The sequence below is a fragment of the Methanosarcina acetivorans C2A genome (assembly GCF_000007345.1).
Classification (GTDB): Archaea; Halobacteriota; Methanosarcinia; order Methanosarcinales; family Methanosarcinaceae; genus Methanosarcina; species Methanosarcina acetivorans.
On record NC_003552.1, the window covers coordinates 2,026,769 to 2,045,791 of the forward strand.

The following is a 19,023-nucleotide window of genomic DNA, read 5'->3' on the forward strand; positions in this document are numbered from 1 at the left end:
TAGACTTTAAAGCTCTTCTTGCGGTTCTCGTTTTTCTGACGCTTTATTATATCTACCATTATTCTGGCGGAGCTATTGATTAAAAACAAAACAAATAGAAAGATCAAAGCAAATAACAATTAAAGCAGGAAAAGGCATCTTAGAAATAGCACAAAAAGAGAAACATTAGAATAAAATAAGGGCATACCGGATCAAAAGGAGCTTCAAAGCCATGCTTTCAGGAGAGAACGATCAAGCAGTGAGTAAGGGGCTGGCTTCTATCGAGGAGGATTTTGATGAAGGAGTCAGCCAGGCTCTTGCTTCCCTGACAGAGATCGGTAAAGAGTATCTTAGCGAAAGAAAAGAACTGGAAGCCGAGAAGGCGATATCTTCCATAAAAGAAATAGGAAAGGCTGCAGCCCTTCAGGGAATGGAAAATGCAGCAGTCAATGCTCTCCTGTCCCTGGAAAAGATGCTCCAGTGCTCAATGAAACAGAACATGGAAAGCACAACTGTCAGGGTTCTGCTTTCTTTCGGAACTATCGGAAAAATCGCTGCCGAACAGCAACTTGAGACGGTAGCCAAACTTGCAGCCTCAATGCTCGGGAAAAGCGGAAATACGGCGGCTCTCCTTAACAGGGAAAGAGAAACCCTTGCCGTTACAATCGGGCTTGGGGAAATTGGAAAAGCGGTTGCCAGAATGAAAATCCCTGATGTTTCGGATAATGCTGCCATATGTGCCACCTGCCTCGGAGAAACTGGGAAACTGGCTGCTCAGAAAACCCTTGAAGAAGCTGCAATAGGAGCCGAACTTATGCTGGAAGAGATGGCAGCAGCAGCAATGGAAGAAAACCTTCAAAGCGCAACCGGGAGTATCGCAGCTTCCATTGAAGAGATCGGAAAAAGTGCTGATGAAGAGGAGATGGAAAATGCCGTTTTCCAGGCTGCGTCCGCTCTTCAGACAATTATGAGCAGTGCGGGAAAAAGATACCTGAACGATGCCTCGATTGCGGCAAAGATTGCCCTTGAATCCTTTAACGAACTTGATATTATAAATGATGAATCCAGCATCAAAAAAATAGAAAATATCAGGGAAATGATGAGAGCGCTGTGGACAGACTCGAAGTAAAAAAGAAGGAAAAAACACTTTTGACTTAAACATTAAACCTGAAATCTCGCTTAAATATTAATGAAAAAACTTCAGGTGGGAGCTACAGGTTGCATTGGAAGTAGATTGGCTGCTCCAAATAAAAAACACACATAATATTCTTCGAATAGCAGGCACAAATAATGAAAGTAATTGAAAGTACTTTCATACCAAAGAGAAAAAAATGTAAAAGGGGAAATTTTCTGCAAAATACAAAATTTACAGGTTTGAAGCTACAAATCTGAAGCTGCAACATTTATTTCCCGCCAACTTGTTTTATTTCCCGTCAACTTGCTTTATTTCCCGTCAACTTGCGGCATTTACTCTGGAGGGAAAATAACCCAGTCAGAGATCATATATTCATAGAATGCACTTCCCTGCTCAAGATCCCCTTGATACTCAATTGTTGCTTCATCGGGCTGGAAGGACATGAAATCAACAAATCCCACAGGTTGTTCCATGGAAGACCTATCAAGCTGGATAACACTTTGAGCACTTATGGAGATATTCAGGTCAGGGGCAGAGATCTGGACGCTGGCCGGTCTTTCCACATCGTGCCCTTTTACTTTCGTGTCTACCCAGTCCCCCTGGCTGATACTCACTTCATCCCCGGAGTACTCTGCGATTACCTTCCCGGTATGTTTGTTTATCAGAGTCAGATGTTTATATGTATAATCATCATAACCATCCTCGGTTCCTCTGACCCCATAGAACACTGTCTGGTAATTATCCGTTGTAAGTTCTGACCAGCTCCACCCATGCAATTCCCATTCCCAAACAAGCTGTTCATCTGTATAGGGAATCATATGGTCGAAGTACCCGTCCGCCTGTGTAACCTTATATTTTTTGCCGTTGAGCACCACACTACCATGAACTTTTCCATAAGCGTATTCATAAGTGGTGAAATTGACAGGCTCTGCGGCACTATCTATTGTTTTTTCGGCAAACGGCTTGCAGAACAGGTTCAACTGAACGTTATCGTAAGCATAATCCAGCCGATACCCTTTAAGGGCTGAACCGTAAAATTTCCTTAAACCTTCCGGGTAAGTGAAATCAAGGTAAGGCACATGGAATCCAACGTAATTTTCAACTGTATCCCTTGGCACAAAAATCTGGGTATAATTGTGAGAAGCATCCTCTCCATATGGATAAAGCCCATAGAATGTCACCAGATTCGATAACTGTGTCTCAGTTTCAGAATCATAAAAAAGCGACGGAGACTCCTGGTGCACAAGTACGACAAAAAAGGCAAGGTTTTTCTTTTCTCCGTCCTCCCCAACAAGCCGCATGTCCCCGTTCTGGTACCACCATTCCGACATAAAACTGGCATCGAAGTCGGTCTCATAGTGCCCGCCTTCGGTGTAGTCCATAACTGCTGAGTTTCCTGAAGTTTTGCTGCCCGGCTCAGCTCCTGATATATCTGTAAGACACACCAAAAGAAGCGGCAAAATTATTATTCTCAAGCATTTTTGGTTCAAATAACTCTCTCCTTTGTTAATAACTCATGTTCTTCAAGCCACTTTTTGAGACATCCCAACAACCTCCAAAAATAGAGGATAAAACAAAAATGATGTCCATAATTGAACAGTGTAAATGATGAAAAATTTTTCTATATTTAATAAGTATTTTATAATAATGTGCTTTTGAAGATTTTACAAAAAATATTTGAAAAAGACCTCAAAAGAACAAAATGCCTGAACAACTAAAATCAAAGAAGAGAAAACAATATTCATGTTCTCGTTTCCAGATCCGCTTGCAACAATTCGAGAGGAAAATAATTCAAGAGGAAAACAGTTCAAGAGGAAAACAGTTCAAGAGGAAAACAATTCAATAGCCATCTTTTTAAAGGATTAACGAACAGATTTCAGAGAACCCATTTTTATCAATTGAAGGCTATTGTTTTGTTTTTCACCCTTCATGGGCTGGTAATTAATGCCGGTAAGAACTGAAAATCAGCATGTTCTGACTCCATGAAAGTATGCTCAACAGTTCGTTATGCTCAACAGTTCGTTATGCTCAACAGTTCGTTATGCTCAACAGTTCGTTATGCTCAACAGTTCGTTATGCTCAACAGTTCGTTATGCTCAACAGTTCGTTATGCTCAACAGTTCGTTATGCTCAACAGTTCGTTATGCTCAACAGTAACTCTACCCGAGGTCCCTTATTTAAGGGATAATACTTCAGTTGGTCAGAGATTGGATGGGAGCCGGAATCCTTCCTCCCCGATTTACGAAAGTCTCGGAACTGAAACTGCTTACTGGCATAATAGGTGCACTTCCGAGCAGCCCGCCGAACTCTACGGAATCTCCTACGGCTTTTCCCGGAGCCGGGATGATACGGACGGCTGTTGTCTTTTTGTTGATTACTCCAACTGCCATTTCGTCAGCAATGATTGCGGAAAGGGTAGCAGCTGAAGTATCACCCGGGACTGCTATCATATCAAGCCCCACAGAACATACGCTGGTCATTGCTTCGAGTTTTTCAAGCGTAAGGGACCCGGCTTTAACTGCTTCAATCATGCCTGCGTCCTCACTGACAGGGATGAAAGCTCCGCTTAAGCCTCCTACGGAAGAAGAAGCCATTGCTCCGCCTTTTTTTACAGCATCATTCAGGAGGGCAAGGGCCGCCGTTGTCCCATGGGTCCCGCAGCGTTCGAGCCCCATAGCTTCGAGAATTGCGGCAACACTGTCCCCGATTGCCGGAGTTGGAGCAAGCGAGAGGTCAAGGATCCCGAATTCCACTCCAAGCCTTCGCGAGACCTCCTTTCCTACCATCTCCCCCATACGGGTGATTTTGAAAGCTGTCTTTTTGATCGTTTCGGAGATTTCCGTAAGGTTCGGGTTTTCAAGCTCGCAAACAGCTGTATTAACCGCACCCGGCCCGCTAACACCCACATTGATAACACATTCGGGCTCGCCTATTCCGTGAAAAGCTCCTGCCATAAAGGGGTTGTCTTCGGGGGCATTTGCAAAAACCACCAGTTTGGCGCAGCCTATCCCGTCCCTTTCAGCGGTCAGTTCTGCAGTCTTTTTGATTACTTTTCCCATCAAACCGACTGCATCCATATTGATGCCCGCTTTTGTTGTTGCAACATTTACGGATGAGCAAACTTTCTCAGTAGATGCGAGGGCTTCGGGAATGGAGTTTATCAGTTTGAGATCTCCCCGGGTTTCTCCTTTGTGGACAAGCGCGCTGAACCCCCCTATAAAGTCCACACCTGCCTCCTTTGCAGCTTCGTCCATTGTCTTTGCAACGGAAACGAAGTCCTGAGACCTGCAGCTTTCGGCTGCTATGGATATGGGAGTTACGGAAATCCTTCTGTTGATGATAGGAATCCCATAAAGGCTCTGGATCTCATTCGTTGTCCTGATAAGCTCCTTTGCCCTGGAAGTTATTTTTTCATAGATATTCTCGTTGAAAACCTCAGGGTCCGGATGGCTGCAGTCCCTGAGACTGATCCCCATGGTGACGGTCCTGATATCCAGGTGTTCCATCCTGACCATCTGAATCGTTTCCAGGATTTCATTACTAGAAGGCGAATAAAACCCATAGTGTTTAAATGCTATAGAAATCATCTCCTTATATGAAAAATTCTGAATATGCGACTAAATATATACGTAAATGCAAAGCTGACGGATTGGGTCAAAGCTCTGTTAACCTCACTGCTCATATTATCAAGCATTTCATTGAATGGTGTGATAAGGAAGGCAAGCTTTTAGAGTCTTTCTCTGAGGATGATGTGTTTGATTATCTGGACGAGCTTGAAAAACATACATTCAAACAGAAAGGAGTAGAGAAAAAGTATTCAGAGTTCACAAAAGCCAGAAACCGAATTCAAGTTAGAAAGTTTTTGAGTTTTGTTAATCCATACCTGAAAACTACTTTTAAGATAAGAAAACCGAAGAATAACAAGCTCCCCGAAGACATCTTCACAAAAGAAGAAGTTGAGGCAATGATAGATACCTGTCAAAACCCCAGAGACTCGGCTATTGTTGCAACCTTCTACGAGTCCGGCGCAAGGAAAGGGGAATTACTGGCTGTCAGGATCAGAAATATTGTATTTGATGAATTCGGGGTTGTTGTCAACATCACGGAAGGCAAAACAGGGTCTCGAAGGATTAGACTTGTATTTGCAGCTTCTTATCTGCGGCAGTGGTTAGATTGTCACCCGTTGAAAGACAATAGAGATGCGTTTGTTTTCTGCTCTCTCCGATCTCCCTTCGGTAAACTTAGTAACACGGGAATTCACGATCAACTAAAAGAAATAGGAAAAAGAGCTGGAATCCCGGTAGAAAAATTGCATCCTCATAATTTCAGACACACGCGAGCCACACACTTGAGTGAACACCTAACAGAGGCCCAGTTAAAGGAATACATGGGCTGGACTAAATCATCAACCATGACTAGCATATACACTCATTTATCCGGGCGAGACATAGACAACTCCATTCTGCGGTTAAACGGCATTGATATAAAAGACTCTGAAGACGATGACCGGCTGAAAACTGCGAAATGCCCCCGTTGTAAAGAGCTGCAGGACGGCAAAAACCAGTTTTGTTTCAAATGTGGAATGCCTTTGAGTGCACAAACGGCCTCTTCAATTGAGCAGGGAACGGCAGAATTCAATCTGGAAATGATGAAAGCAGTAATGCAAGACCCAGGAATATTGAAGTTGATTATGGCGGAAATAGAAAAGCAAAAATAAGAAATAGGGCTCTTCGCTGTTTTATGTGGGTTGAAAATAATTTCTCAGTAAAATGTATCAATGCCGAAAATGATATCGGATAATAAAAAATTGAGAAAATAGAAAAACGGAAAGGAGGAAAAATAGCTGGAGGTTAAATCCCCGATTCCGGAAAATGAATGGAGGTTAAAAAACTAACATCCTATTCAGAGAGTAAAATGGCAAATTACTCTCTGAATTGAGGTTTACATAATTAATCGACGGCAAATCAAGAAAAGTTGATTTACTAATAACTACAACTACTTTACTATTGATAAATATTTCGCATCCAACTGAACTTACAATAATAATTTATAAAATAGAAAAACAAGTAAAGTTTATTCTCTTCCGATCTTTGGCGTTTTTTTAGAATGCATCCTAAGACCTCATACGGGCTTTTAAGATTTTTTTGATATTTACAAATCTGAAATCTCAGAAGTTTCAGACATAAATAGTTTTAAATAAGTTATATTCAGAAGGTGCTTGACATTAATCTTCTTGAAAAAGAGATGAAAAAGAGATAAAAGATGTCTTTCCTAGTAGCTCCTTGTAGGAAAACTTAACGCAAGCTTAAGATCAAGCTTTCAGGTTAAGCTTTCAGGTCAGGACCAGGACTTTCCTAGGCGCCAAGATTCTGGAAGTCTGGATCCGGAGGAAGACCTTCCAAGGATATCTTAATAGGGTCTTTCATGTATCTCTTTCTTTGTGCTGCTTGGCAGCCTCTGCCCTTCAAGGGCAATACCCTGAGAGAAATTCTTCCTTGTACCCGGGGGAAAAACTTCCTGATTCCAGGAAGATCTTCCTTGCAGCTGCACTTCCCTTACTCTAAGAAAATGGTTCTCATGAGGGTCCAATCAACAATCTTATATATCCATAAATCAAGAGTATTCTCATATGAAAAGCGTTCATGTTCTCCGTAAGTTTAGCGGTAAAAAATATGGTACCAAAAAAACTCATCTTGGTACTAAAAAAGCTTATCCTCCGGAAGAATGCCTGAACCCTGAATTCATTAAAGAGGTTGAATGCAGTAGGCAGAAAGTCCTTAACGGGAAAGGTATCAAGTTCAACACAGTAGATGACTTTTTTAGCAACCTTGAAAAATGACATATCAGGTAGTTTTATCACCCGATTTTGAAAAAGAAACAAAGATCTTCTTCAAAAAGGATCCTGTTCTTTATGGCCGTTTTAAGAAAACTGTCAACAGTATTCTAGAAAATCCGGAGTGTGGAAAACCTTTGCGGAATGTACTTAAAGGACTTCGCAGAGTTCACATTGGCCACTTCGTTTTAATCTATGAAATAGATAATACTAATGAAACCATCACTTTTTTGAAGTTCAGTCCTCATGACAAAGCATATAAGTGAAATTCCTTTGCCTTTTCCTTTCTTTTTCCGAAAAATTCTTCTAAGACTTTTTTTGCCGGCAAGATCTCGAGCTTTAGTCCAGGACCATGACTTTCCCAGGACCAGGGTCCTGCAGGTTCTGTAACATTATTTCCCGGGAAATAGCCTGCAAAAAAGATTTCCTTTCCACTTTCCCACTTTCCTTGTAGCTGCAGGACCAAAGCTTCCAGGATTGATGCAGTTCTTCCAAATAACAACTACACAAAATATAATGTTTCCATATCAGGGCAGTACATATCAAGCTCAATTTTGATTTTTTCTATAAGGTCTCTACAACATGGTTCTGTAACTCCGTAGTCTTCCTTTAAAATTCCTGTCAGAACCTCTATTTTAATCCCATTGTGAATTGTATTTTCCAGGCTTTGTAGAATATTATATACCAATTCATTTTCTGACTGAGAATCTTGTATTTCCATTTTGGTGATCCTGTATCTATGCGACTGTGAACCCAGGCGTCGATATTTCTGGACATGTACATATAGATCATGATATACATCTGTGCCACAGACAGGGCAACGCGCTTTGATGTACATTTTTCAACCCCACATTTTCTACGGACAAGCAACTATTTTTCCCTGAAACTTTAAGGAAGGGATTTTCCTGCTTTCTCAGATAAAAAAGTCCCTAAAATATATAATAAATCTACAAGCTGACTGAAAGTAATATTTAATTTTAATAAGTTACATCAAACTTGATCCCATACTTATCTACTAACTTTTGCCATTCTTCATGGTAAGATTTCCATGCATTGTAATCAGATTGGCTTAAGGTCGTGCCGGGGTATGAATTCATCTTACTGTACAAGTTGTGATATTTTATATTATCATTATATTCTTCCGAAACACTATCAAATGAATTGCCATCACATATCTGCAATGTCTTAAACTCATCAGGTAATTTGGCTGTCGCATCACTGGTGCCAGATATATAATAGTCTCCATTGCTATCAGTTATAATAGTCGGTGAAGTAGATTCAACAAAGCAGTAACCTGTGCCTTTATAACTGTATTGTTGAGGGCACTTCAGTCCTACTGCTTCGTGAGAATCAAAATGGAATATCACAACTCCATATCCAAGATCTCTCAATAGATATGCAAGCAACTTTGATTTTTCTGAACACACACCACAACCCGTGTATAGAACTTCATAAGGGTATTTTCCCGTGATGTTATCAGACCTAAAACCAGCCATATCATAATCGATGTTTTGAACAAGACTTATTGCAATCCTTGCTTGATCATCTTGATTTGGTGTAATACTTTTAATTTCATCAACTAGAGGGTCAAGGTATTGTTTTTGATTTTCATCGTTTAAGCCCCTCAGGATGAAATCAATATATTTTGGCGGTGTGGCATAATAAGTCATTGATCTAGGTAATCCTTTCAAATAATCGTTGAGACCGCCATATACAGTATATGTTATATGTCCACGATTACCATGCAAAATGTAAGTGTAATCTACAGTCTTTGGTTTGGTCTTAAAATTCGATGTATCGACTGCTGGTGTCACTGACTCGGTAGTGCTAGATGATTCAGTAGGCTGTTTAGTAACAGGGTGCACTTCATCATTGTGTGGACTATTTTGTGATATGTATTCATGTGTTGATGGTGTCGTGCCTAAAGCTACAGGAATGGATAGTGCAATTGAGAAAACTACCAAATATAAACAAAAATGAACAAGCACATTTGTTCTATATCTTTTTGCTTTAAAACATGCAGAATACCATTTTAGCGTTCTATAAGCATGCCGCAATATGAAAATTCCTAGAATAAGTAATAAAATAAGTCCTACTGGTATCTGCGGTAAGAATGCTTTATTAAGCAACAATTCATTCTGATCGACAAATGAAAAAGATGAAAGCATTAAACCTAATCTGAACATCCCAACCAATGTTTTATTCCAATTCCAACGCACAATTAAACCTCAGATCAACACCCAAACCTGAACAAAATTTTGTGTTTTCTTTTCTTTCAAAAAGTAAAAATCTCCATTGTATTTTATGAATCTTCTTTTTAAAATTTGCCACAAGGAAATATATTTCCCTAAATACTTTTTTAAATTCCTATTTGAAGAATATATTTTATGTATCTGAGCTCTTGGATTGCAGCTCTGAAGCATCCAGACCTTTTCATCTTGGTTGTGAACCAATGCCTGAAATTTTCAACTCTTTTAAAAAATCTTCAGATTTGAACAGGCTGCCGGAGAAATATTAAAAAACAGTTAATAGCGTAGGGTTTTTCTTTATAATCTAAAAAGGCCTTTTCTCCGAATCTGTGTCTCTCTGTTTCAATTTGTAACACTTTTTAATGGGAAGAACTTTTGTTCCATCTCCTGTAACAAGACAAGTCTGATTTTTGAAATCGAAAGATTTCAGTAGAGTAATATAGCTCAAGTTCAAACATATTGGAAGATTGAAACTTAGTAAAGCAGGGACTGATTTTCGGAGGGATTGAGTGTCTATCACTCGCAAAGGTTGTCTTGTTGAACAAACAGAAAGAGAATTTGTTAACAGAGAAAAATGCATTGAGCTTTTTAAGCATGCGATTGAAAATACTCGACAGACAACGTACAGAGTACAGGTTTACTATGGAGTTTCAGGAGTTGGAAAATCCAGGTTGATAAGCGAATTACAAAAAGTTATAGAAGAATATAACCTCACTGACCAGCATCTTCCGATTGATTGGGCTTCAATCAATCTCAACACTGAAACTCTCATGGAAAAGGGAACATTCCTTGTAACTTTAAAAAAGGAATTTCAGAAAAAATATAGAGTAAAGTTCCACTTTTTTGAAATCGCACATTCAATTTACTGGCAAAAATCCCACCCTGAAATCCCCCTCCAGAAAGACAATTACAGTTTATTTCAAGAGCTTGGAATTTCCATGCTGGACATCAGTGACCCAGCTAGCAGTAGCATAATATCTCTAATTTTAAAAAATATTTACAGAGCGTCAAAGGAATTTAAAAAATTCTGGAACAGCCAAAAAGAAGAAATTCGTAAACTTGCTGAAAAAGATCCGACCTATATAGAGGAAAACCTTCATCTCTACTGGGCAAGAGATTTTTGGAATCATCTGCAATATACCTCAAAACCTGCCGTGATTTTTGTAGACACATATGAAGCCCTTTAGAAAGAAAAGAAATACAAAAGCAATTACAATTCAAGGGACCAGTGGATAAGAGAACTTGTAGCGGAACTGCCAGGTGTTATATGGGTATTCGGTGGGAAGGAAGAACTGCGCTGGGTAGAAACTGATGAAAATTGGAAGAGTTATATTCATCCATATCTCCCTAAAGAACTAAAGGAACCATATTCTCTGAAGTTTTTAGATAACTGCAATATTAAAGATTCGAGAATTCGGGAAGTAATAGTCAATAGTAGCAAGGGACTTCCCCTTTTCCTCAACATCGTAGCAGACACTTACGAAGAAATGAGTAAACAAGGGAAACTCTCACCTGAAGAGTTTGCAAAAACACCTGAACAGGTAATTAATAGGTTCATTGATTACCTGGATCCCCAGGAAGAACCTATGCTTGAAGCATTATCTATAGCTCATTTCTGGGACTTTGACCTATTTGAAGCATTAGCAGGTAAAATCAATTATCCGGTAACTAATTTTTCAAAACTTTGCAGGTTTTCTTTTATTCAAAAAGAAACCGGTGAAAGATGGTCCATGCACGATATAATGAGAGAGGGTTTGCAAAAACATCAGGGAAATCAAGAGAAAAAAAGTGTTCACAAAATCATATTTAATTTTTATAACGATAAGTTGGAAAAACTCGACATAAAATCCATCACCTCAGAACACGAAACAGCACTAATAGAAGCCTTTTATCACGCAAAAGAGGCACTTGAAATCAGAGACATGTTCGACTGGTGTATTACTGTTTCAGATCCATTTAATAGAGCAGCATTCTGGCAATTAATTGCCCCTCTGTATGAAGACATGCTACAACTTCTGGAAGCAAAACTCGGACTTGAACACACCTCTGTTGCAACAACCCTAAACAATCTCGCAGGACTCTATGATAATATGGGGGAATACGAGAAGGCACTTCCAATTTATCAACGGGCGCTTGAAATAGTGGAAAAGGTTCTTGGGCCACAACACCCAGATGTTGCAAATACTTTAAACAATCTCGCCCTACTCTATCGTCAGATGGGGGAGTACGAGAAGGCACTTCCAATTTATCAACGGGCGCTTGAAATAATGGAAAATGTGCTAGGATCAAACCATCCAAACACTATTATTATAAGAAATAATTTCGTGCAATGTATCACTAATATGGAAGGAAAAAGTGAGAATTGAGATCTTATTCCTAAATTTCATCCATTTATGGATAGATTTCATTTTTGCAGCTTCCTGCATCGCTCCAGATGAAGAGATACTATAATGTTCCTGAATAACCCTAAGAGTTTCACTTGTAAGCTTTGTAGCTTCTTCCGGAGTCCAGCCTGCGCCTGGGCGACTTTATGCAGGTCGCTCTTAATGCGTGGAAAGGTCGTTTCTGAATCCCGGCACGTTCACAGTAAGCCTGGAGTCTTTTATGGAGTCTTTTATATGCTGTCCTCCCTGCAAAAGGAAACATAAATTCCCCTTTATTCTTTCCCATATGATTTTAATGATATTGGGCAGATTGAAATCCGTCCACATTCAAAAAGTGACAGCCCTACATACGGAGGAGGAAAACTTTCTCCCGTCATGATAGACGACCAAAAAATTATCCCAAAATAAATTCTTCTTCTACTACTTCCTCTTCTTCCTCGTCTTTTTCTTCTTCTTTCTTTCTGGGATTTTGTGTATTCTTTATTTTCTCAGTTGGTTGCCCGCTTTCAAGTTGCTTTCCTGTTTTAAAAACACATTTAAGCCATTCCTGACCTTCTTTAGTTTTCATAAGAGCATCAAGTAAATCTGGAATTCGATCTTCACGTTCCTTTGATTCTTTAGTTTTTATGTAATCATACTTTCCGAAGAACTCGGATAGTGCTTGTGATACTACATCAGAAATACTGGAAAATTCAGGAGTTTCAGCTAATTCTAAACATCGCTTTTTGATCCAAGGAGATACGGTTGCATTGATCTGCTCCTTTTTCTTTACGATTTCAGCCATTACAATCTCCGATTGTTTAAGGCAAAGGAATCTAATCTGCCTCCTAACGCCAGTGTTAGATTTAGTAATTCAGATACATCCCTTAAAATTTTGGAAAAGGTCATGACCTTGACGCAAACATATTGTAGACTCAAGAATCCCGGCAGCAATTAATCAGGACTCCAACGTTTTTCTACTTGACTTTACCGAGAGTTCATAAGGGTTTATGCTTGCAGATATGGTCCATCTATGAAGGTTCTTATTCCAGGTACTTTCTAAGGGAGGTTCCCGGGCCAGCCAGAAGTCCTTTAGAAGATAATGGAATATGGAAGGCAGAGGATGAATAGTTCTTTTAAGCTGTCTTCTTCTGTGCTTCTTCTGTGCTTCTTCTGGAAGATAGATTATATTTCTTTCTCATTATATGCCAGAATGAATTATCATAGAACCTCAAAAGCTCCGCTTATTGCATCCCTGTAATTAGGAGTAATATCAATTATGGTTTTATGCTGATCTTATGGTATAGCTACATTTAATGTTTCATATCCTTTAGGAATCAGGACAAAACAGGTCAGGACCATTACATCCTTCACGTATAAATGAAACATTAGGTATGATGGAGCAATTGTGAAAAGCAGATGTAAACAAACATAGCAAAAGATTTTAGTTTTGATGTGAAAATGGAGTAATTTCATTTTCAGTCATTGCAGAAACGGATTTCTCTGAGAAGGGAGGAGAAAACGACAATGAACATTTCTATCAGATTGGAAGAAGAAAAGGACTTCAAAAATGTAGAATACATGACAAGAGAAGCATTCTGGGATTTATACAAACCGGGATGTGATGAACATCTTGTATTGCATAAAATAAGAAAGGTACCTGCATTTGTAAAAGAATTGGATTTTGTTGCATGTGATGAGGATACAATCGTCGGCAACATTATCTATTCAAGAGCTAAGGTCATAGATTCGGAAAATAAGGAGTTCGAAGTTTTATGTATGGGCCCATTTGCAGTATTGCCATCATCTCAAAAGCAGGGGATAGGTTCTTTATTAATGAATCATTCTATCGAAAAGGCAAGGCAGCTGGGATATAAGGGTATTATTATTTTTGGAAATCCCGACTACTATCATCGTTTTGGTTTTGTCAGTGCCAAAGAGTATAATATTTGGACGTCCTGGGGCGATAATTTTGACGCATTTATGGCATTGGAACTCTACGACGGTAGCTTGAAGGGTGTTTCAGGAAAATTTTATGAGGACGAAGTTTTTAAGATAGAAAATGAGGAGCTGGAGGATTTTGAAAAGCAATTTCCCTACAAAGAAAAGCATATTACGGACACTCAATTAAAACTATAAATAAAGAAGGAACGCGATGAATTAACTTTTTGATAAATTCATGGCAGTCACGGAACAGGCCCGGTGACAAAAAGGTAAAGAAAATTCTTTACGAAATAAAACGGAGTTAAAATCGAATGATCAAAAAGGTTGCAAATTTTATAATACCACTTGTTATTACAACTATTATTTTAGTGGTATATTTTTATCTTGCACATGGTTTACCTGTTGCTTACGAACTGGAAAAAACGAATATTGTATCTGTGCAAATTGTGCAGGGAAACGAAACCATTAATCTTACCGGCGGTGAAGATATTGAGAAAGCTGTCAATGTTGCGAAAGTATTAAGTTTTCGATTTGGAGAAGCTAATGGCGGACCTGCAGATACGACATGCACGTTTTATCAGAGAGATGGTTCCAAAATAGAAATCGGAGCAAACAATGGTACTATTTTTAAGAATGGCAAGCAGTATGTTGGTGTGAATGATTCATGTCGACTTTTTGGAAACTTAATTCAAGGTATTTTCTTCTCGGAAACACTGCAGGATGGGAAACTGTATAACTAATGAATGAGCTCCTCACAAAACTTGATTTAATCGCATTACTTTTTAGGGAGACTCATTCTAAAGAAAATTCTCATGCCATCAACTGTTTTTTAATTTCCCTTAATTCATCATCCTAAAAGGCGAGGCCCTGATAATGACGCATAGAATTAAGGAAAACAGAATTAATTATCATAGAGTTTCAAAGGTTGGACTGTTTGATCCTCATATTGTAAGAAAAGAGTTTAAAATCCCCGGATACATTAAGCCAACTGCATTAGTTATCTTAGGTTATTGCACCAACTTATCTTAGTTTATTACACCACGGGCTTTTTGAGTACTGACTGCCATAATCTCCGGAAAACCGCTTAAAGAAACAGTAATGTATGAAATCTATAGCGAAAATATGTCGTGAAACTAAAAAGGAAATATCGGAATGTAGATTGTATTGAGCGAAGGTGTAAAAAATGGGAAACAGCTATCAAATAATAGATTTTGAAACATGGAAAAGAAAAGAGTATTGTCAAATATACAGGAGTGCGGTGCAGCCTCAATATTGTGTGAGTTTTGAACTCGATGTGATGAATTTTAAAAGGTACGTTAAAGAAAATAACTTGTCATTTACGATGGCGTTTATATTTGCTGTTACGAAATGCGCAAATGAAATCGAGGAGTTTCGGTATCGTTTTCTTGATGGTGAAGTTGTGTTATATGAATCCGTTGACATCACATTTACATATCTGGATAAAGAAACAGAATTATTTAAGGTAGTAAATGTGCCCATGCAGGATACGATTGAGAAGTTTGTACAATTGGCAATCGTAACGGCAGAAAATCAAAAAGAACATTTTACAGGACCTGTAGAAAATGATGTATATCAATTCTCTGCCTTGCCGTGGATAACATTTACGCATATTTCGCACACGGATTTCGGAAATAGGGAAAAAGCACAACCCATATTTGATTGGGGAAAATATCATGGAAGGGATGGCAAATTAGTGATGCCGTTTGCAGTCCAGGTTCATCATGCATTTGTTGACGGTATTCATATTGGTAAACTTGCGGATAAGCTACAGAGATACCTGGACGAAGTGTAGATTATAAGCATAATGGGAGGACCAGCGGTTCACTAATTTTTACTTTTCTTAAAGTTATGTCTTCAGATATCTGTATAATCAACGCATCGCCAGCCGGTTATATTCCTGTACGTTCAGGACTCCGAGATTGTGTAATCTCCGAGCTTGTGTAATTGATCTGGCCGCTGTTTACGAGTATGCAAAGTTGCTCGCGTAACATTCATTTGTTTGCATGTAGTATGGGAGCCTATTTCAGTCTGCTTTCCTATCATGACTTTGACATAAAGCAAAGTTTGTTTCTCTCGCCTGTTGTCAACATGGAACGTTATACGCAATATGATGGAAGGTTTCCAGGTAAGTGAAGAGAGACTAAAAACAGAGCGTGAAATCCGGGAGTGGGTTTTAGGCTAAAACCTGTGCATATAGGAAAATTTTCCTGATATTTTGTATATTCAAAAATTTAACAGTAGATAATAGAAAGAGAAAGAAGCAGAGGAACTTGGGTTATTCGAAACTACCGGATATACAAAAAAATAAAAATGTTTTAAACCGATGAGACGAGCATGAGTACTATAACTTCCAGCTCTGCCGTAACTTCAACAGCTCATACTATAATGATCGATATGGGATGCCTGTAATGCTTATTTTAATAATATTGTAATTATAGCTTTTTTAATAGTCTGCGTCATATATTTATCCAAGAGCTTATCCCAAAACTCAGACTAATGTCCTTGAATATAGAATAGGAGGAAGTCAACAAATCTTCTGATTAGGGAAATAGTTCTAAAACTCTTATTAATGTGGAAGTAAAATTAGTTTTGGGATGAACTCCAATAGAATTAAGAGAATGTAATATTGTTCTCATCAAGTATGTCTAATTGGACGACTGGCAATTAATGCCCCGGAAAACTTCATTTCTCAATTTCCAGCTTATTGAAGCGGATATTGAATTTTGTCCCTTTGTCTTTTTTACGTTCGATAGAACCTCCTATCTGTTCCACAAAAATGTTTACGAGCTGCAATCCAAGAGAATCCTTATTCTGATGGTCCCCTAATTCCGGAATCCCCCGGCCGTTGTCTTCTATAGTCAGGATGAACTGCAAATTCTTTCCATTTGAGTAGCCCGGTACAATTCCTGAGCTCCTGGAGTTTTTAAATTCTTTTTCGCAATTCTTCATCCGGGAAAGATTTACTCGAATTTCTCCCTCTTTTCCAGGTAGAAAGGCGTGCTTCAGGGCATTTGAAACCAGTTCGTTGACAATAATACCAAGAGGTACTGCGGTATCTGTTTCCATATAAACCTGTTCGAGGTCGAGTCTCAGATTGATCCTTTCATTTCCTACCAGGTAGGAGCTGAAAATCCCTGCAGTGAGTTTCCGAAGATAGTCGGCAAGGTCAATTGTGTATGTTTCTCCTATGCAAAGTTCCTGATGAATCAGAGACATTGAAGCTATACGGTTCTGGGTTTCCCGAAAGGCTTCAAGAATTTCAGGATCGGTGGATTTTTCAGCTTCGAAACTGAGCAGGGATGAGATCACCTGAAGGTTATTTTTTATCCTGTGGTTAATTTCTTTTATTCGGATTCTCTCCATTTTTTCCAGGGAAATTGCTGCCAGTTTACTTCCGGTGATATCACGAACAAATCCCTGTACTTCTCCGTGCTTTCCGGAATCTGACGGAGTTTTCTGAATAACCTGCCTGACCCACTTTATGTCACCATCCCTATTCCGTATCCGATACTCGATTTCGGTGGAGGCAACCGGATTAGACAAAGCCGTTTTTACATTCTTAAAAATCAGAGGCAAATCTTCGGATACGATTATTTCCAACCATCTTGCCCTGCTGGATAGAAAATCTTCTTTATTGTAACCGGTTACTCCTTTCACGTCTCCATCAATAAATACCGGTTCAAAGTTTTCATCCGTCCTGAACCCTATAAAGCCTTTAATATTCTGTACGAGTAAACGGCAGTCATTTTCATCGGTCAGCAGATTCTTGCCCGAAAGTTCACTTTCGTTTTCCTCTCTCCATAAAAACACTGTTTTTTCCCAGGATGCGGGTTTTACTTTTGTCTTCTCTACCCCTTGATCCGTCAAAAGCAAAGGAGTTAACAGGAGGATTATACTTAGCACATATCTTGAAGCTGTACGAAACATTGTGTCGCAGGATTCTGCTATTATGTCTCTCTTTTTATCCAGCATTCTCCCCTCCTTTTCACATTCTATTCCGTTCTTTATTGGTGTATTTATCATACAATATTATTAATTATTCATATAAATAACTTATTATCAGTTCTTTTTTCATACAATTGTTTATATTATAATCAGTGATATGATTTAGCGATGAAAGAACGGTTCACTATCTCAATGGATAATGATCTTGTATCGTGGCTTGAAAGATTGTGTGATGAAAAAATATTCAGCAGTAGAAGTCATGGTATTGAATTTTGTGTCAAGCAAATAAAAAAAATGGATGTCGAAAAGGTTGTGCTTTTACACTGGGGTAAAGAAGAAGTAGAGCCGGTTTTCTTATCTAAAAAAAATGTTCAAATTCTCTCCAGGATATCTGAAAAATTAAATCTTAGTTTTGAAGACACTCTTGGTGTACTTTTATATAAGGAACTGGGGAATTTGAGTAAAAATATTGCGGAATCGGAAAAAGAAAAAGGAACTAAAGAGGAGAACCTTAGAAAAGTTTTTTTTGAATAAAGTCTGATTCGCTTCAATAAAATGAGGGTAACACCTTCGAGCCCTGTTAAAGAAGCATAGTTCTTCTCTGCCTGTATACTGTAAATTTAAAGATGATGCCCTTAGATGATGCCCTTTTTAGTTCTCAATAATGAAACTTACTCCACGTTCAGGTTTTTGATTACTTTCAGCATGCTTGATTATTTCTTATATCTTTAGAGGTGATTTAATTCCCTGATGGGAGTTTAATAATGTTTATAAAAATACATTGTCCGGTTTGTGGTAGTGAGATGTACCATGACGTCAGGTTATCCGCTCTGGAACATCTGCATTTCGAGGGAGAGAAGCAGGCTTGCAGGTATGTGGTTGAAAATATCGAGATACAGGATTCTCTAACTGAAGAAGAGCTTGTCAGAAGCATCCTTCAGAGCCTGCAAAAAGTTATCCATGATGGAATTGAGGTAGAAACCCTTATGGGGATTCTGGAGGAAAATTACGGAGTTACAGGGAGCTGCTGTATGGGGCTTATAGAGAGGATCCAGCTTGAGCTTGGTATGTATTGTCCGGATAGAAAAAGGCTCTATTTTGCTGATCCGGGAGAAACGGGGGGTTACACGAAAAAAAATACTCTTTATTTTTTGTTTGACTCTTTTTCTCAGTTTTTCCAGCTTTGAATCCATAACTCATCTTCATCGTGGCCTTATTGCCAGCGTGTTTGACAAACTTGACATTTCAGAATTGATTGGCAGCCGTTCCCCAGGATTAGTAACTGAAATTGATAGAAATAAGATCGGTATGGATTGAATCCAGATGAGGAAAATCATTGAGGTCCTGAATGGGAACAACATGAGAAATATTATGCATGAAAAAATTGTGCGGGAAGTGACTGCAATTATTTTTCAGAATTCCGGCAGGTCTTCTACCTCAATATTTTTACATCAAAAATAATGTAAAAGTAGTTTTTTCACCAGGCCCTGGATTTTTCTCAGTTTGCCATTTTAACCAAGACCCGGTTCCGTTATATACTTCCTATTTTTATCC

Annotated in this window: 18 protein-coding genes; 11 read left to right on the forward strand and 7 right to left on the reverse strand. The window is 38.8% G+C overall.

Annotated elements, in window-relative coordinates; all coding sequences use genetic code 11:
* Window positions 1-211: 211 nt before the first annotated feature.
* On the forward strand, window positions 212-1,108 hold the full coding sequence (locus MA_RS08765; RefSeq protein WP_011021693.1) for a hypothetical protein: 897 nt from the start codon (window positions 212-214) through the stop codon (window positions 1,106-1,108).
* A gap of 338 nt (window positions 1,109-1,446) precedes the next feature.
* Here the strand turns inward: MA_RS08765 and MA_RS08770 are convergent, their stop codons facing one another.
* Window positions 1,447-2,559 (reverse strand): hypothetical protein, encoded by a 1,113-nt coding sequence (locus MA_RS08770; protein WP_226990852.1) that lies wholly within the window; start codon window positions 2,557-2,559, stop codon window positions 1,447-1,449.
* A gap of 747 nt (window positions 2,560-3,306) precedes the next feature.
* Window positions 3,307-4,701, reverse strand: coding sequence for a PFL family protein (locus MA_RS08775; RefSeq protein WP_011021695.1), 1,395 nt, complete (start codon window positions 4,699-4,701; stop codon window positions 3,307-3,309).
* An 8-nt stretch (window positions 4,702-4,709) separates the two neighbouring features.
* Here MA_RS08775 and MA_RS24465 point away from each other — a divergent pair, with 8 nt between their 5' ends.
* From MA_RS24465 to MA_RS08795, 3 genes are all read left to right on the forward strand, one after another.
* A complete protein-coding gene (locus tag MA_RS24465; RefSeq protein ID WP_011021696.1) occupies window positions 4,710-5,831 on the forward strand; it encodes a tyrosine-type recombinase/integrase in 1,122 nt (373 codons plus the stop codon).
* Window positions 5,832-6,743: 912 nt separating this feature from the next.
* Complete coding sequence (locus tag MA_RS08790) at window positions 6,744-6,953, forward strand: hypothetical protein (RefSeq protein WP_011021697.1); 210 nt, start codon at window positions 6,744-6,746, stop codon at window positions 6,951-6,953.
* The gene (locus MA_RS08795; protein WP_011021698.1) at window positions 6,950-7,213 is read left to right on the forward strand and encodes a type II toxin-antitoxin system RelE family toxin; all 264 of its coding nucleotides are present in this window, start codon (window positions 6,950-6,952) and stop codon (window positions 7,211-7,213) included. Before MA_RS08790 ends, MA_RS08795 begins: the two co-directional genes overlap by 4 nt.
* A gap of 236 nt (window positions 7,214-7,449) precedes the next feature.
* Here the strand turns inward: MA_RS08795 and MA_RS08805 are convergent, their stop codons facing one another.
* Window positions 7,450-7,668, reverse strand: coding sequence for a hypothetical protein (locus MA_RS08805; RefSeq protein ID WP_157860138.1), 219 nt, complete (start codon window positions 7,666-7,668; stop codon window positions 7,450-7,452).
* Between the two features lie 256 nt (window positions 7,669-7,924).
* Window positions 7,925-9,166: a hypothetical protein gene (locus MA_RS08810; protein WP_011021701.1), complete on the reverse strand. Its 1,242-nt coding sequence runs from the start codon at window positions 9,164-9,166 to the stop codon at window positions 7,925-7,927.
* A 539-nt stretch (window positions 9,167-9,705) separates the two neighbouring features.
* Here MA_RS08810 and MA_RS08815 point away from each other — a divergent pair.
* Both MA_RS08815 and MA_RS24470 read left to right on the forward strand, forming a co-directional pair.
* Window positions 9,706-10,383 (forward strand): ATP-binding protein, encoded by a 678-nt coding sequence (locus MA_RS08815; RefSeq protein ID WP_011021702.1) that lies wholly within the window; start codon window positions 9,706-9,708, stop codon window positions 10,381-10,383.
* Between the two features lie 300 nt (window positions 10,384-10,683).
* Window positions 10,684-11,562: a tetratricopeptide repeat protein gene (locus tag MA_RS24470; RefSeq protein ID WP_011021703.1), complete on the forward strand. Its 879-nt coding sequence runs from the start codon at window positions 10,684-10,686 to the stop codon at window positions 11,560-11,562.
* A gap of 109 nt (window positions 11,563-11,671) precedes the next feature.
* Here MA_RS24470 and MA_RS08825 read toward each other — a convergent pair whose 3' ends face one another.
* Both MA_RS08825 and MA_RS08830 read right to left on the reverse strand, forming a co-directional pair.
* Window positions 11,672-11,842, reverse strand: a complete 171-nt coding sequence (locus tag MA_RS08825) for a hypothetical protein (RefSeq protein WP_226990803.1) — start codon at window positions 11,840-11,842, stop codon at window positions 11,672-11,674.
* 132 nt (window positions 11,843-11,974) lie between these two features.
* Window positions 11,975-12,364 (reverse strand): hypothetical protein, encoded by a 390-nt coding sequence (locus tag MA_RS08830; protein WP_011021704.1) that lies wholly within the window; start codon window positions 12,362-12,364, stop codon window positions 11,975-11,977.
* 722 nt (window positions 12,365-13,086) lie between these two features.
* Here MA_RS08830 and MA_RS08835 point away from each other — a divergent pair.
* The 3 genes from MA_RS08835 to MA_RS08845 all read left to right on the forward strand — a co-directional run bounded on the left by MA_RS08835 (window position 13,087) and on the right by MA_RS08845 (window position 15,316).
* Window positions 13,087-13,698 (forward strand): GNAT family N-acetyltransferase, encoded by a 612-nt coding sequence (locus MA_RS08835; RefSeq protein ID WP_048065188.1) that lies wholly within the window; start codon window positions 13,087-13,089, stop codon window positions 13,696-13,698.
* A gap of 116 nt (window positions 13,699-13,814) precedes the next feature.
* Complete coding sequence (locus MA_RS08840; RefSeq protein ID WP_011021706.1) at window positions 13,815-14,243, forward strand: hypothetical protein; 429 nt, start codon at window positions 13,815-13,817, stop codon at window positions 14,241-14,243.
* Between the two features lie 443 nt (window positions 14,244-14,686).
* Window positions 14,687-15,316 (forward strand): CatA-like O-acetyltransferase, encoded by a 630-nt coding sequence (locus MA_RS08845; RefSeq protein ID WP_011021707.1) that lies wholly within the window; start codon window positions 14,687-14,689, stop codon window positions 15,314-15,316.
* Between the two features lie 890 nt (window positions 15,317-16,206).
* On the opposite strand, the gene MA_RS08850 is transcribed toward MA_RS08845, so the two are convergent.
* A complete protein-coding gene (locus MA_RS08850) occupies window positions 16,207-17,496 on the reverse strand; it encodes a sensor histidine kinase (RefSeq protein WP_226990804.1) in 1,290 nt (429 codons plus the stop codon).
* 165 nt (window positions 17,497-17,661) lie between these two features.
* On the opposite strand from MA_RS08850, the gene MA_RS08855 reads away from it, so the two are divergent.
* Together MA_RS08855 and MA_RS08860 are read left to right on the forward strand one after the other, a co-directional pair.
* A complete protein-coding gene (locus tag MA_RS08855) occupies window positions 17,662-18,003 on the forward strand; it encodes a hypothetical protein (RefSeq protein ID WP_226990805.1) in 342 nt (113 codons plus the stop codon).
* A 230-nt stretch (window positions 18,004-18,233) separates the two neighbouring features.
* The gene (locus MA_RS08860; RefSeq protein ID WP_011021710.1) at window positions 18,234-18,656 is read left to right on the forward strand and encodes a hypothetical protein; all 423 of its coding nucleotides are present in this window, start codon (window positions 18,234-18,236) and stop codon (window positions 18,654-18,656) included.
* Window positions 18,657-19,023: the final 367 nt, after the last annotated feature.

Bases quoted from the DNA above. Each gene is read 5' to 3' on its own strand.
- MA_RS08765 (WP_011021693.1), top strand. From the start codon at position 212: ATGCTTTCAGGAGAGAACGATCAAGCAGTGAGTAAGGGGCTGGCTTCT.
- MA_RS08860 (WP_011021710.1), top strand. From the start codon at position 18,234: ATGTTTATAAAAATACATTGTCCGGTTTGTGGTAGTGAGATGTACCAT.
- MA_RS08840 (WP_011021706.1), top strand. From the start codon at position 13,815: ATGATCAAAAAGGTTGCAAATTTTATAATACCACTTGTTATTACAACT.
- MA_RS08825 (WP_226990803.1), bottom strand. From the start codon at position 11,842: ATGTTTCCTTTTGCAGGGAGGACAGCATATAAAAGACTCCATAAAAGA.
- MA_RS08850 (WP_226990804.1), bottom strand. From the start codon at position 17,496: ATGCTGGATAAAAAGAGAGACATAATAGCAGAATCCTGCGACACAATG.
- MA_RS08845 (WP_011021707.1), top strand. From the start codon at position 14,687: ATGGGAAACAGCTATCAAATAATAGATTTTGAAACATGGAAAAGAAAA.
- MA_RS08805 (WP_157860138.1), bottom strand. From the start codon at position 7,668: ATGGAAATACAAGATTCTCAGTCAGAAAATGAATTGGTATATAATATT.
- MA_RS24465 (WP_011021696.1), top strand. From the start codon at position 4,710: ATGAAAAATTCTGAATATGCGACTAAATATATACGTAAATGCAAAGCT.
- MA_RS08855 (WP_226990805.1), top strand. From the start codon at position 17,662: ATGGATAATGATCTTGTATCGTGGCTTGAAAGATTGTGTGATGAAAAA.
- MA_RS08795 (WP_011021698.1), top strand. From the start codon at position 6,950: ATGACATATCAGGTAGTTTTATCACCCGATTTTGAAAAAGAAACAAAG.
- MA_RS08775 (WP_011021695.1), bottom strand. From the start codon at position 4,701: ATGATTTCTATAGCATTTAAACACTATGGGTTTTATTCGCCTTCTAGT.
- MA_RS08835 (WP_048065188.1), top strand. From the start codon at position 13,087: ATGAACATTTCTATCAGATTGGAAGAAGAAAAGGACTTCAAAAATGTA.
- MA_RS08830 (WP_011021704.1), bottom strand. From the start codon at position 12,364: ATGGCTGAAATCGTAAAGAAAAAGGAGCAGATCAATGCAACCGTATCT.
- MA_RS24470 (WP_011021703.1), top strand. From the start codon at position 10,684: ATGAGTAAACAAGGGAAACTCTCACCTGAAGAGTTTGCAAAAACACCT.
- MA_RS08790 (WP_011021697.1), top strand. From the start codon at position 6,744: ATGAAAAGCGTTCATGTTCTCCGTAAGTTTAGCGGTAAAAAATATGGT.